This window comes from Pelovirga sp. C15f, from assembly GCF_057178085.1.
The window spans coordinates 408,742-422,756 of record NZ_JBXUCV010000001.1 but is presented as its reverse complement, the minus strand read 5'-3'; the positions used below and the strand labels follow the sequence as shown (position 1 = coordinate 422,756).

Genomic DNA, 14,015 nt, shown 5'->3' with positions numbered 1-14,015 from the left:
AAATTTTTCTGTATTCTGACCGTCCATACCAATTGACAAGGTTTGCCGGTAATGCTGTAATGCCGCGCGTCTCAAGCAAGGAGTCTGATAAATGAGCCAGAAAACCCCCATCACGTACAAGGATGCCGGTGTTGATATTGCGGCCGGGAACGAATTTGTCAACCAGATAAAACCGTTGGTCAAGCAAACAACGCGGCCGGAAGTGGTTACCGATATCGGCGGGTTTGGCGGCCTGTTTGCATTGAATACAGCAAAATACCAGCGCCCGGTACTGGTGGCGGCAACCGATGGTGTCGGCACCAAACTGATGCTCGCCTTTATGATGAATCAGCACGAAACCGTAGGTATCGATCTGGTCGCCATGTGCGTCAACGATATCATTGTTCAGGGCGCTGAGCCCCTGTTTTTTCTCGACTACTTTGCCACCGGAAAGTTGACCCAGGCGCAGGCGGTCGAGGTCATAAAGGGGGTCACCGAAGGCTGTAAGCAGGCGGGCTGTGCCTTGCTTGGTGGAGAAACAGCAGAAATGCCCGGCATGTATAAAAGCGGTGAATATGATCTCGCCGGCTTTGCAGTTGGGGTCGCTGATCAGGACCGTATCATTGACGGATCGACCATTAACACAGGCGATCAGATTATCGGTATTGCTTCCAGTGGTCTCCATTCCAACGGATACTCCCTGGCCCGTAAAATACTGCTCGAATCGCTCAAGCTTGATCTTGCTGCAGTTCCTTCGGGGCTTGATCGACCCTTAGGCGAGACGCTCCTTACGCCGACTCGAATCTACGTTAAAACTATTCTCAATCTGCTTCAAGATGTCCAGCTCAAAGGAATTGCCCATATCACCGGTGGCGGACTGCTGGAAAACATCCCGCGGGTACTGCCGCAACATTGTAAAGCCGTGCTCAACGGTAACAGCTGGGACAAACCGGCCATCTTTGAATTGCTGCGGCAAGGTGGGCATGTACCTCTCGAAGAAATGTACCGTACTTTTAATTACGGCATCGGCATGGTCCTCATTGTAGCTGCGGCGCAAACCGATGATATCCTCAAGCGGCTGTCAACCCTTGGCGAAACTGCCTGGCATATTGGTCATATTGCTGATTCTGATGCGCCCCGTGTCGACATCCTGTAGCTACGGAAAAATCCAGTGAAAAAACCCTTTCGCATAGCTGTACTGGCATCCGGCGGCGGCACTAACCTGCAATCGATCATTGATCAGCAGCAAAGCGGCAAGCTGTCTGTCGACATCGCCCTGGTGATCAGCAATAATCCTGGAGCCGGGGCCCTGGATCGTGCACGCAAGGCAGGCATCAATACTCTGTGTATCAACCACCGCAATCACCCCACGCGAGAAGAATTCGATCAGTCGCTGGTAGATGCCTTGCTGCAAGCTGACGTAGATCTGGTCGTTCTGGCCGGTTTCATGCGAATAATTACCCCGGTCATGTTAAAAGCCTTTCCGCACCGGATTATCAATATTCATCCAGCCCTGCTGCCTGCGTTCCCCGGTCTTAACGTCCAGCAACAGGCGATTGATTATGGCGCGCGGTTCTCAGGTTGTACGGTCCATTTTGTTGACGCAGGAGTTGATACCGGACCCATCATCGTTCAGGCGGTTGTACCGATCTTCCCGGAAGATTCTGCGGCAACCCTGGCAAAGCGGATTCTGGAGCAGGAACACCACATCTACCCGCAAGCGATTCAGTGGCTGGCTGAAGGTCGGGTAAATATTGACGGTCGAAAAGTGATCATCGCAAACAGCGCTCGCTGTAACCGTGCGCTTATCAACCCGACTGGTTTATAGCCCTGGGTGCGGAAACCGCACCCCTACACATTTTTTTATCATAGCGCGTATAAAAAATTGCATCATTTCTTGATCTGTGTTAAGTAATCGCGTTCGAAACTTTCAGGAGGATAACCAGATGGCTAAAGAATGTGAAATTTGCGGCAAGAAGCCGATTACCGGAAACAACGTCAGTCACGCACACAACAAAACCCGCACGGTGTGGAATCCGAACCTGCAGAAGGTCCGTGCTGACCACGAAGGTTCCATCAAGACCATGAAGGTCTGCACCCGCTGTATCCGTTCCGGCAAGGTTCAAAAGGTCGTTTAATACACACCTTTTTAGTATTACAAATCAAAAGGGATGACCGGCAACGGACATCCCTTTTTGTCGTGGTGCTATTGTTGTTTCCCCGATGAGTTTTCCAGGCGGGCAATGCCATCAATTTCCACCAATGCCCCCTTCGGCAATGCAGACACTTCTACTGTAACCCGAGCCGGCACCCAGTTTCCCAGAAATCCGGCATAAACGTCATTAACCAAGGAAAAATTACCAAGGTCAGTCAGATAAATAGTTGTTTTAACCAGATCGTTATAACCTGCACCGACCGCCTTTAACACCTCACCCAGGTTCTTCATCACCTGTCGCGTTTGTTCTTCAATGCCTCCTTCGACCATTGTCCCGGTTAACGGGTCAAGGGGGATCTGACCGGAACAGAACAGCAGATCACCTGCCTGAATCGCCTGCGAGTAAGGGCCAATGGCAGCCGGGGCTGCTTCTGTTGAAATCACTTTTTTATTCATAAGCTCCCCTTTTTAATTGATAACGCCATCTAAAGAATCTTCAAACCAGATGGCTATACAAAAAGTGTTACATGCAAGGTGCGCAAAGGTCGCGCAATGAGACCTGCTTATGTACGTCGATGCAGCAAGTCATTTGTAGCAACGCAGCCATTGACATGGTGTTGAGACGCCATCAGTTTTTGAGCCGGTCAACCCGCGTAACCCCCTTGACCTTTTTTATCTCCCGGATAACCCGGTTCAGGTGCTCAAGATTTTCAACATCGACCACAAACAGATTGTTCCCCTTTTTATCGCCGCGAGCATGAACCGTTGCACTGACGATATTGGCGTCGGCCTGACTGATCGCCCCGGAGATCCCCACCAGCATTCCTTTTTGGTCCTCACAGACAACGCGAATCTTAACCGGGCGCAGGGTTTTACGCTGCATGTCCCACTCAACGTCAATCCGCCGCTCCGGATCACTGGTCTGAACCTGCAGACAATCGATGGCATGAACAGTAAGACCGCGTCCGCGGGTAATAAAACCGGTAACCGGTTCCCCCGGCAACGGGTTGCAGCAATGGGCAAAGCGTACCATCACGTTGTCGATACCACCAATCAGAATCGCGCTCTGGGACGGGCGCTTTGAAGATTTATCCTGGACATCGTCCGCTGCCGATCGCTGGGCATCAACAGCCTTTTCATCACGTGGAATAATATGCGAAACAACCTGGCCCGGAGAGGTTTTTCCGTAGCCAACCGATGCGAACAGGTCATCTGTTGTCCGGTAGCCAAACTCTGTTGCCCCTTGCTCCAACAAGCCCGATGCCAATGCCCGTTTAAGACTGAGATGGTGCTTTCGGAGTGCCTTTTCCAAAAGTTCGCGTCCCATCAGGATACTTTTTTCTCGCTGCTCAGCCTTGACCCACTGGCGAATTTTGTTACGCGCCTTGGATGTTTTGACAAACGCCAGCCAATCCTTGCGAGGGGTCTGATGGCTGGCGGTCATCACTTCTATGATATCACCGTTTTTCAGCTCGGTTTTCAGTGGCGACAGCTTGCCGTTAATGCGCGCACCGACACAATGGGAACCAACATCGGTATGAATTGCGTAAGCAAAGTCGACCGGCGAGGAGCCATGGGGTAACTCCTTCACTTCACCCTGCGGGGTAAATACATAGACTTCTTCCGGAAACAGATCGATAAAGGAGGACTCTTCAGCAGCATGATCACTGACATCCTGCTGCCACTCCATCACCTGGCGTAGCCAGCTGAAACGTTGATCATCGCGACCAACCGCCGGAACCGGCCCACCTTCCTTGTATTTCCAGTGGGCGGCTATCCCTTCTTCAGCAATACTGTGCATCTGATGGGTACGAATCTGAACCTCCATGCGCTCACCGAATGGACCGAGGACGGTCGTATGAAGGGACTGATACATATTGGATTTGGGCATGGCGATATAATCTTTGAAACGGCCAGAGATGGGCTTCCAGGTCGCATGAATCAGACCGAGCACTTCGTAGCATTCCCGCACCGAATCAACCAGCACGCGAAAAGCAATCAGATCGTAAATTTCATCCAGATCAACACCGGTGCGCTCCATCTTCCGATAAACTGAATAAAAATGTTTGAAACGGCCGGTCACTTCTCCTTCAAGCTGGTTGTCGGACAGCAGTTTGCGGATCTGCTCACCGACCCTGGCAATGTAATCGCCGCGTTTTTCCTTGTGGGTGGTTATGCGACGGGTCAAGGCCGCGTACTTTTCCGGCTCAAGCACCTGCAGGGACATATCTTCAAGTTCTGCCTTAAGCCAGCTGATTCCCAAACGATTGGCCAAAGGCGCGTAAACCTCCAGGGTCTCCCGCGAATAAGCTTCCTTTCTTGCTTGTCCACAAAAATGAATAGCACGCATGTCACTCAAACGATCAGCCAGATACACCAGAACAACGCGCAGATCACGCGCCATGGCGACAAACATCTTGCGAAAACTTTCAACCTGCTGGCGGTTTTTTTGACGATAAGGAATGCTGCTGATCTTATGTCCGGTTTCAATCAGCTTAAACACCTCAACGCCAAAGAGTTTTTCTATCTCGGTGCGAGAAGCGTCAGGGGTATCAAGAAGGTCATGAAGAATACCGACCAGAATAGTCGTCTGGTCAACTTTAAGACGGGTCAGAATGGATGCTACTTCAAGAGAGTGTTGAAGATAGTCGCGACCATCTGGAGTTTTCTGCAGTCGGTGGGCGTGCTCAGCCAAGGCACAGGCCCGATCAAACAGAGTTCGATCGGCCTGGGGATAATAACAGGAAAACTGCGAATAAACGGCGTCTCGTGTCAGCATATCGGGACCGGGTCAGACGCCGGCCAAAGTTACCTGCCAGCCGAATCGTCTTGAATAAGTGGTGTCAGCCACCTTCTTAACATTCAGCTTGACGCTAATTTTTGCGCACAGGGATATCAAACTCAATCCGGTTTGCGGCGATTTCACGCAAGGCTACAACCACCTTCTTATTATCGGCCTTGTTTTCAATCAACGGTTCTCCGCCCTTATACAACTGCTTGGCGCGCTTGGCAGCTACCATTGCTAACAAAAAACGATTGGGAATAACTTCCAGGCAATCTTCTACGGTTACACGAGCCATGTGTTTCTCCTTAAGTGATGGTCTTCTTTATTATATTGACCCGACCTGAAAATATCGGGTTTTTTGGTTGGTGTAGGGGCGCGGTTTCCGCGCCCTGGGCGGGGCAACCCTGCCAAACCGTGCCCTGGGCGGGGCAACCCCGCCCCTACTCACCTGACAATCTGTTGTAACAATTTTCCCGAGCGCTCACTGCGACAGCGCTCGGCCATAACAATAGCTTTAATTTTGTTAACGGCAGTGGTGAGATCGTCATTAACGACCAGATAATCATACCACACTGCCTGGGCAATTTCCTGACGTGCCACCTCAAGGCGCCGCCGGATCACCTCATCAATATCAGTGCCACGAGATCGAAGACGCCGCTCCAACTCCCTCAGGTCAGGAGGAAGAACAAAGATAAATACCCCGTGTTTACAATTCTTTTTTAACTGGGCTGCGCCCTGGTAGTCAATATCAAGCAGCAGATCGATCCCCTGATCAGCGGCCTGTTCCAGGGTTTTAACCGCGGTACCGTATAGATTGCCGTGAACTTCGGCCCATTCGGCAAACTGTCGGTTTTCAGTCATCTGCAAAAAAACTGAAGGATCAACAAAGTGATAATCGACCCCGTCTCGCTCACCGTTGCGCATGGAGCGTGTTGTAAACGAGACAGACTGCCCTATTTCCGGGAAAGAGTCAATGAGTTCGCGGCATAAGGAGGTTTTTCCGGCACCTGATGGGGCCGACACAACAAACAGAATACCTTCATGCTGGCCTTCATTACTCAATGTTCTGTACCTGTTCCCTGATTTTTTCGAGTTCAGACTTCAGACCAACCACATAACGGGTCAGGGTCGCATCGTTCGATTTAGATCCCATGGTATTGGCTTCACGGTTAAGTTCCTGAACCAGAAAATCCAGCTGTCTGCCGACGGGTTCAGCATGACTTATCAGCTCACTGAACTGGTCAAGGTGACTACGAAAACGCACCAGCTCTTCACTGATATCACAGCGATCGGCAAAAACAGCAACTTCCTGAGCAACCCGCTGCGGATCCATTTCCGCACCGTTCTGCAGCCGTGTCAAGCGTTCGGTTAATTTACGTTGCCACTCCAGCGGCACCGTCGCAGCCTGAGATTCAATACCTGTAAGCATCTCCCTGAGCAACCCCAGTCGCTCTGTCATATCGACAGCGGTTGCCGCACCCTCGGCACAGCGCATGCTGACAATGACATCGAGAGCCTCTGCTACCGCCGTTTCCAGACAAGACAGTATTTCCTCTTCCACCACCGATACATCATCAAGTCTGACGACATCCGGCAGAGATGCCAGATATTCCAGAGGAACCTCTCCGACAACCCCCTTAAGATCGCGAATATCCTGCAATGCTTCCAGGTAAGCTGCAGCCAGGTTTTTGTTGACAACCGGCCTGACCGTTGCCTGGGAGTTGTTATTCTGGGTGATATAAATATCAATTTTACCGCGCTTGAGGAACTCGCCAACCTGTTTTTTAATCTGCGACTCAAAGGGGGTTACCAGCCGCGGGGCCTTGATATTGATATCGGCATAACGATGATTAACCGCCTTGATCTCAACGGTAAAAGACAAATTGTCCCGTTGCGACTGCCCGCGCCCATACCCGGTCATACTTTTGATCATCTGGTTTCCTTCATCGAAAAAACAGGGCGGGGTTACCCCGCCCCTACAATTATAACTGTAATGGGTGGTTTTCATCTTCGGGCCATTTTATCGGATTATCGATAATATATTGACGGATGGAATGCAATTCCACCTCGTCACGGATGACCCGTTCGTAATAATTGCGTTGCCAAACCGGAGCACAGGGGTTGTTGCGTAATTGGTTGATGTGTTTGGTGGATTGATATTTAAAATAACCAACGATCTGCCCCAACGTCGCCACCCGTAGGGGCGGGGTCTCCCCGCCCTGGTTTTCCTCCCCGCAATTGTTTATCTGGTTTTTTACAACGTTTCGTGCCAAACCGGGGCGGGGTCACCCCGCCCCTACGATTGATACAATTCCATGAAAATGATTCGGCATAATGACGCATTGATCAACATCAACACCTGAAAAATGCGCTGATATTCGTTGCCATTCTTCCTGAACGATTTCACCGAACGCGCTCAATCGTATCCCCCCATCTACCACCTCACCAAACAAACATTCCCGTTGCCAGGCACAGATTGTCACAAAATATGCGCCCGCATGGGAATAATCATAATCACGCAAACGGACAGACCGTCGGCGATGGACCTCCGCATTGTATACCATTCCCCCCGCCGTAGGGGCGCGATTCATCGCGCCCTGCTTTAGCAAGTTACACCAAACGCCCGACCCCCACATACCCAAATCCGGCGCCCCGAATGACCGCTGGATCATACTGATTGCGCCCATCAAAAACTAGCTGCTGCTTCATAATACGGCGCATGGCATCAAGATCGGGATTTCGGAACGGTTTCCACTCGGTCACCAGCAGCATGGCATCAACATCTTCGAGGGCCTGATATTGATGATCCACCAGACGCAACTGCCCCGAGGCGAACCACTCGGACGGCAGCTCACGAGCGGCGGTTTCCATTGCCACCGGATCATAGGCCAGAACCCTGGCGCCGGCGGCAATCAGATCGGCAATCAGCACTTTGGCGGAAGACTCACGCATATCATCGGTACCCGGTTTGAAAGCAAGCCCCCAGACCCCGAAGCTTAAACCGGACAGATCATCACCAAAGTGCCGTCGGAGCTGACGTCCGAACCACCCTTTTTGAAACTGATTGCGTTCTTCCACCGACTGGAGCACCTGCGGCTCAAAATCAACCTGCTGAGCCATGCGGATCAATGCCTGCACATCCTTGGGAAAACAAGAACCACCGTAACCGCAGCCGGGATAAATAAAAGAAAAACCGATACGGCTATCCGAACCGATTCCGCGCCGGACATTTTCAACATCAACACCCATCAATTCACACAAACCGGCCATCTCGTTAATAAAAGAGATTTTTGTTGCCAGCATCGAGTTTGCTGCATATTTGGTCATTTCCGCATCGCGCACGCCCATATAAATGGTGCGCTCATGATTGCGATTAAAAGGTGCGTATAATTGGCGCATCAAATCACGGGCCCGCGCACTGTTGCTGCCGACAACAATCCGGTCGGGCTTCATGAAGTCATCAATAGCTGCCCCCTCTTTTAAAAACTCCGGGTTGCTGACGACATCAAAGTCAAGATCAAGACCGCGCTGATCCAGTTGCTGCTGAACCGCTTCACGCACCTTATCCGCTGTACCAACCGGCACCGTCGATTTATTGACGATAACAGCATAATCTGTCAGCAACGAACCGATCTCTTTAGCCACCGCTAGCACATATTGAAGATCAGCTGACCCGTCTTCCCCCGGCGGCGTGCCTACAGCAATAAAATAAAGGCTGCAATCCTCCATCGCTTCCGTCAGATTGCTGGAAAAATGTAACCTTCCCTCATGCTGGTTGCCGGCAACCAGCGCATCCAACCCCGGCTCGTAAATCGGTAGTTTCCCTTTTTTCAGCCCCTCAATCTTTTCCTGATCGATATCGACACAATAGACCTGATTGCCCATTTCGGCAAAACAGGCGCCACTGACCAGGCCGACATAACCGGTACCAATAACCGTCAATTTCATGAAAATCCCTCGTATTTATAAATTAGTAGCTATCCTTGGATACTCTGCAAAAACAGCTGGAAGGATACAGTGCATTAGCATTAAAGTGAAGAAAATACGACCGCTAGCGCGGCGTTATTAGTCCATCGCTTCGCGATGTCACTGGTCGTTTGTTGAAAACTGTGACCCGTGAGCGGTAAACAGTGAGCAGTAAAGGAATACTTCTTAGCAACTGCAACTTGACCAAACCATGTTGCTGTGGTACATGTATTACAAATATGACAGGAGGCGCGCCATGTTAAGTATAAGATTATCACCCGAGGTGGAAAAACGCCTCGATACCCTCGCCAAAGAAACTCATCGCCCCAAGAGTTTTTACGTACGTGAAGCAATCGAACGCTCGCTGGAACAATTAGAGGACATCTATCTGGCGGAAAAACGTCTGGAAGATATTCGTGCCGGAAAAAGCCGGGTCAAATCATTAGCCGAAGTGGAGCGCGATCTTGGCCTGGCAGATTAATTTTGAAGACTCGGCATTCAAAGAACTAAGCAAGCTGGACAAACAGGCACAGAAAAATATTCTCCGCTATCTGCGCAACCGGATCGCCGTTAGCGATGATCCCCGCAACTTCGGACAAGCTCTTCGAGCCAACCTCTCCGGTCTATGGAAATATCGTGTCGGAAACTATAGAATTATTTGCTCAATCAACGATAATGAGTTGACCGTTCTTGTCTTGCGTGTTGGCCATCGGCGTCAAACTTACGAAGATCATTAGTTTTTTTTACGGTTCAGTTTCAACCGCAGACATACACAGATGTTACGCAGATAAGACCTTATAACCAGTGATTTTAAATATTTAACCTAAAAACAATTGTCGCGGTAAAGTTAAATACACAGACAAGACCTTGGAGTTTTAAACCAAAAAAAGGATTTTGCCGTTGACCCTATCCGCGTTCATCTGCGTTTATCTGCGGCTAATAGATTTCTCCGTGATCTTCGTGGCTCCGTGTGAGTAATGATTTTTCACGGAATTACAATCTCCATCCCCTCCGACAACTTCTGCAATTCCGTCTGCAACGCCACCTTGGCGTCCGTATCACCATGAACCAGATAAATCGTCTCCGGCAGATGGCGCATGCGTTTGATAAAGTTGACCAGGTTACGCTGATCGGCATGAGCGGAATAGCCGCTCAAGGTATGAATCTGCGCTTTAATATCATAACGCTGGCCATCCAGAATCACATAGCCACCATCGGGGCCATAGGTCTGGATAGCCCGGCCCGGTGTGCCTTCAGCCTGATAGCCGACAAAAAGAACATCGGTGCGCGTATCGCCCAGCAACGCTTTGAGATACGCGACGATGCGCCCGCCACTGCACATTCCGCTGCCGGCAATCACAATGGCAGGACGCGCTGTGTGCTGCAGATATTCAACCGTGTGGAGATGATCCTGATGGGAGTCGATGGTGATCAACTGCTCAAATGACAGGGGATGCCGCCCCGCTCCGACCTTGCGAGAGCTTTCCACATCCCATAAATTCTTGAGTTGCCGATAAACACTGGTGAAACGACTCGCCAGAGGGGAATCGACGATAATTTCCAGATCGTCCCAGGTCATGCCGGCGGTTACCTCCTCCCGGCGAAAGCGAAAGATCAGATCTTCCAGTTCGTAAAGCAATTCCTGCGTTCTGCCGATACTGAAAGCCGGAACAAGAATAACACCACGATCCGTCAGCGCCCGTTTAATCACCTGACGTAACAATTGGCGACGTTGCCGGCGGCCGGAATGCAGTCGATCCCCGTAAGTACTTTCCAGAACAACAACATCTGCGCGATAGGGTGAAACCGGTGCCGGCAACAGCGGCGCGTAGGGTGCCCCCAGGTCACCGGAGAAGAGGACTCGACGCCCCGCAACATCACATTCGATATACGCCGACCCCAGAATATGGCCGGCGCGTTTGAACTTCGCCCTGATATCAGTGCCGACAACCTCGACCCACTTGCCGAAAGGGACAGGTATTACCCGTTCTTCAATCAACTTCAAAAAGCGCCCTACCAGGCGTTTGTCCCTGGTAAAGCCAATCTTGACCGCATCCTCAAGCACCAGCGGCAACAGATGAGCCGATGCTTCCGAACAATAAATAGGGCCGGAAAAACCGGCCGCCAACAGGTAAGGGATCCGCCCGACATGATCAATATGGACATGAGTGACCAGCAGCGCCTTGATGTGATCGACAGGAAAATCAATCTCCAGCGGCCGTTCGTCCGCTCCCTGAAACAGACCGCAATCGATCAGAATTCCGGTGTCATCCGCCCCCTGCAGTTCATAACAGGAGCCGGTAACCCCGGTGGTGCCGCCGTGAAATTTTAGCTGTGGATATTCAGTCATTGCATCCCCCCTCCTGAAATTGACGATAAAGTGGCATGAGCCACGTTGTGGAATCTTTGGTTGATAAAAGTGAGCAGTGAACGGTGAGCCGTGAGCGGTCTTCTGCTTACTGTTCACGGTTCACTGTTTACCACTTTTCACTCATTTTTTCTTGTGTAAACTTTTTCGACAATCACAAAAAAAACCCGACACCTATGAAGGTGCCGGGTTTTTTTAGCATGCTGATATTTTACTATAAAACTATTTATTCATGCTCCGACGACGATACAGTGCCAGACCAGCCAGACCCGTACCAAAAAGCAGCAGAGTGGCGGGCTCGGGGACAGGTGCTGAATCTAGTCTGGAATAGAAACCGGCAGGCAAACCACCAGATCCATCCCCGTATATTTCAAGAGAATGTAGCCCGGCAGTAAGCAAAACTTGACCTTTACTATAGGAAGTACCCATCCAGGCGCTATCTTGACTAGTATCAAAATCAAATCCTGTAGCAAATGCATCAAACGTCGTAGTTAATATTTCAACACCATAATCAAAAACCTGCATTACGTCACCAACAATACAACAGTCAATTATACTGAAAATTGCTGGCCCAGTTAATTCAAAAACATAAGGAGACCCTGCAGAAGGGGCAGTAGATGAAGCATACTGGTCACTTGACCAGCCAGCATCTAATATGGGGGCGGCCTGACTGGCTAAAGGTAACAATACGAGCATCAGAATTACCAACAATAACTTTTTCATTGATCCTCTCCTTTTCAATAAAACGGGTTTTGATCCAATGAGATTCAATATCAACAAAAAGCAAATACCAGGCCAAGACCCCAGACATATAAAATCATTAGGTTTTCTTTTTTGAAAAGCCTAGGTGTAAAGTTTATCGACAGGCAACATTGCTGTTTCTTTAGTAAAATAATCAAGAGTTGTAAAAAATATTACTGAACGGTAGCGGTGTAAATGAGTGGCGTATAACTATGTAAAGCTTAATTAAGAGTTCAGAATGTAGAATTAGTATGTATTTAAGTTTTAATACATGATGAATTCATTATTCAGCCTTTCGTCCTTATCACATCATTATTACCTTTAATTTTAGGACATCGATGGGCCCCGAGGTTATATTGTAATATTCTAAGAGACGCTCCGCTGTAATATTAATCTGTTTACTGCTCACCACTTATTGATATTCCCTTCTCCATAAAGTCCCTCACCAGCGGTACCAGCTCCTTCAAAAACGGCATCACTTCTTCTTCGCTGTGTCGTGTTTCCACCACCACCACAGCACCATTCGTTCGCCGTTTGATCAGGCCATTCCAGAAAGTGTAAAATTTTCCGACATACTGGCTTGTAATGATGTGGTCATCCATGATGTACCAGAAATAAATACCGGACGGATTAAAACGGTCACGCACTCGTGTATGATTAATGGTTACAGACCCTTCAGATATTTCAATGGAAACCGGCTGCTCTTCTTCATGCATCCATCCCCGCCGATAATCAATCAGCTTTCGTTCTCTACTCTGTTGTGAAAAATAACCGATATAAACATCTACCCGATGTTCCGGGGCGACATAGGATCTCATCAACTCATCATCTGCCGGAAAAGGTCTGAGTCTTTCCTCAACCGAATGCAGCGGTTGTCCGGAAAAGTTGCCAATGTTAGCGTTAAATTGTGAAAGTGGAGTTTTCAAGGTCACCGGTGCTACCTTGTAAAACTGCACAAATCCCAACGTCACGACAAAAAGCATGACGGCAATTATCCAGGCGTTACGGAAGCTGGGAACATCAGCTTTATCGATTCGTACCTTTGGTACGGCAACTTCAGCACTGATTTCAATCTCTTGTTGAACTTCAGATTGACCCTTGGTTTTTGGCCTGAGAAAGTGATTGAGAATCACCAGGAGAATCATCCCAAAAAAGAAGATCACACTGACTGCCAGGGTCTCATTCGGACCATGCAGATCGGCACCTTCGTTATAGAGGGCATAAACACCGATCAGAAAAATCCGGAATCCGTTAGCAAACAAGCCGATCACAAAGCTTGCCATAACGAGGAAAACCTTACGCACCGGGGGTAGTTTGCTCATGATCCCAAGGGGAACAGATAAAGCCATGATAGCTACCAGATGGCTGACACCGCTGCAGGCCCTGACGACTTCAAGGGAAATATGTGGCAGATCGATGATAACCCCGGTAAGAACAACCGGCATACCAATCAGCTTAAACAATTGAACTGCAATCCAGGCTGAAGCGTGTTGTAAATAAATAGCAAGGTTTGAAAGCAGGGTTTCGACAAAGCCGGTAACAAATATCAAATAAACAACAGGAAGGAACAACGCTCTAAAAAATGACCACCCCTTTAGCAGTAGAATCATGCCCAGCAACAAAGGAACCATGGAAATTTGCTGAAGCAACATGGTGTTGCTGAGCTTGCCGGCAAACAGCATGAAACATCCCGCTGCAGCAAGAAGCCCTCCCCAGGAGACAACGGGATATCCGGGCAGGGTTTTGAAATCGTCTTTTTTCAACCAGATCAAGTACAGGCTGACAGCAACGATCAAGGGACCGTGAGCGCCCTCATTGCTGTTCCAGGTTCCAACAATATGGATAATTGTGTCGAGGTAAAGAACAAGAAAAACGCAGCCAAACAAGAAAAACGCAGATATGACCTTAACAGGGAAAGTTCGTTTATTGGGCTGGTTATGAGATTCAGTATTTGTAGTCATAATGCCTTATTTTATTTTTGGGGTTCTATCTGCGTTTATCCGCGTTCATCTGCGACTAAA

General features: G+C 49.4%; 16 protein-coding genes. 5 read left to right on the top strand and 11 right to left on the bottom strand.

The window, feature by feature from the left end:
- The first annotated feature begins 91 nt into the window (after positions 1–91).
- The 3 genes from purM to rpmB all read left to right on the top strand — a co-directional run bounded on the left by purM (position 92) and on the right by rpmB (position 2,117).
- A complete protein-coding gene (gene purM, locus AC1931_RS02090; RefSeq protein ID WP_483875570.1) occupies positions 92–1,135 on the top strand; it encodes a phosphoribosylformylglycinamidine cyclo-ligase in 1,044 nt (347 codons plus the stop codon).
- A gap of 15 nt (positions 1,136–1,150) precedes the next feature.
- Positions 1,151–1,807, top strand: a complete 657-nt coding sequence (gene purN / locus AC1931_RS02085; RefSeq protein WP_483875569.1) for a phosphoribosylglycinamide formyltransferase — start codon at positions 1,151–1,153, stop codon at positions 1,805–1,807.
- Between the two features lie 118 nt (positions 1,808–1,925).
- Positions 1,926–2,117, top strand: a complete 192-nt coding sequence (gene rpmB / locus AC1931_RS02080; RefSeq protein WP_483875568.1) for a 50S ribosomal protein L28 — start codon at positions 1,926–1,928, stop codon at positions 2,115–2,117.
- Positions 2,118–2,185: 68 nt separating this feature from the next.
- On the opposite strand, the gene AC1931_RS02075 is transcribed toward rpmB, so the two are convergent.
- The 8 genes from AC1931_RS02075 to AC1931_RS02040 form a co-directional block, all read right to left on the bottom strand.
- Positions 2,186–2,590, bottom strand: coding sequence for a RidA family protein (locus AC1931_RS02075; RefSeq protein ID WP_483875567.1), 405 nt, complete (start codon positions 2,588–2,590; stop codon positions 2,186–2,188).
- A 172-nt stretch (positions 2,591–2,762) separates the two neighbouring features.
- A complete protein-coding gene (locus AC1931_RS02070) occupies positions 2,763–4,913 on the bottom strand; it encodes a RelA/SpoT family protein (RefSeq protein ID WP_483875566.1) in 2,151 nt (716 codons plus the stop codon).
- A gap of 94 nt (positions 4,914–5,007) precedes the next feature.
- Entirely contained in the window at positions 5,008–5,214 is a 207-nt protein-coding gene (gene rpoZ / locus AC1931_RS02065; RefSeq protein WP_483875565.1) for a DNA-directed RNA polymerase subunit omega, read from the bottom strand.
- A gap of 149 nt (positions 5,215–5,363) precedes the next feature.
- Complete coding sequence (gmk, locus tag AC1931_RS02060; RefSeq protein WP_483875564.1) at positions 5,364–5,981, bottom strand: guanylate kinase; 618 nt, start codon at positions 5,979–5,981, stop codon at positions 5,364–5,366.
- On the bottom strand, positions 5,974–6,852 hold the full coding sequence (locus tag AC1931_RS02055) for a YicC/YloC family endoribonuclease (protein ID WP_483875563.1): 879 nt from the start codon (positions 6,850–6,852) through the stop codon (positions 5,974–5,976). Before AC1931_RS02055 ends, gmk begins: the two co-directional genes overlap by 8 nt.
- 49 nt (positions 6,853–6,901) lie before the next feature.
- On the bottom strand, positions 6,902–7,192 hold the full coding sequence (locus tag AC1931_RS02050) for a transposase (RefSeq protein WP_483875562.1): 291 nt from the start codon (positions 7,190–7,192) through the stop codon (positions 6,902–6,904).
- Between the two features lie 12 nt (positions 7,193–7,204).
- Complete coding sequence (locus AC1931_RS02045; RefSeq protein ID WP_483875561.1) at positions 7,205–7,441, bottom strand: transposase; 237 nt, start codon at positions 7,439–7,441, stop codon at positions 7,205–7,207.
- An 88-nt stretch (positions 7,442–7,529) separates the two neighbouring features.
- Positions 7,530–8,867: a UDP-glucose dehydrogenase family protein gene (locus AC1931_RS02040; RefSeq protein ID WP_483875560.1), complete on the bottom strand. Its 1,338-nt coding sequence runs from the start codon at positions 8,865–8,867 to the stop codon at positions 7,530–7,532.
- 274 nt (positions 8,868–9,141) lie between these two features.
- Here AC1931_RS02040 and relB point away from each other — a divergent pair, with 274 nt between their 5' ends.
- Both relB and AC1931_RS02030 read left to right on the top strand, forming a co-directional pair.
- Positions 9,142–9,366, top strand: a complete 225-nt coding sequence (gene relB / locus AC1931_RS02035) for a type II toxin-antitoxin system RelB family antitoxin (RefSeq protein ID WP_483875559.1) — start codon at positions 9,142–9,144, stop codon at positions 9,364–9,366.
- Positions 9,350–9,622 carry a type II toxin-antitoxin system RelE family toxin gene (locus AC1931_RS02030; protein WP_483875558.1) on the top strand — a complete coding sequence of 91 codons (273 nt, stop codon included), beginning with the start codon at positions 9,350–9,352 and terminating at the stop codon, positions 9,620–9,622. Before relB ends, AC1931_RS02030 begins: the two co-directional genes overlap by 17 nt.
- A 248-nt stretch (positions 9,623–9,870) precedes the next feature.
- Here AC1931_RS02030 and AC1931_RS02025 read toward each other — a convergent pair whose 3' ends face one another.
- From AC1931_RS02025 to xrtW, 3 genes are all read right to left on the bottom strand, one after another.
- Entirely contained in the window at positions 9,871–11,235 is a 1,365-nt protein-coding gene (locus AC1931_RS02025; RefSeq protein WP_483875557.1) for an MBL fold metallo-hydrolase, read from the bottom strand.
- Positions 11,236–11,475: 240 nt separating this feature from the next.
- Positions 11,476–11,976, bottom strand: coding sequence for a PEP-CTERM sorting domain-containing protein (locus AC1931_RS02020; RefSeq protein ID WP_483875556.1), 501 nt, complete (start codon positions 11,974–11,976; stop codon positions 11,476–11,478).
- A 416-nt stretch (positions 11,977–12,392) separates the two neighbouring features.
- Positions 12,393–13,955 (bottom strand): exosortase W, encoded by a 1,563-nt coding sequence (xrtW, locus tag AC1931_RS02015; protein WP_483875555.1) that lies wholly within the window; start codon positions 13,953–13,955, stop codon positions 12,393–12,395.
- Positions 13,956–14,015 lie beyond the last annotated feature (60 nt).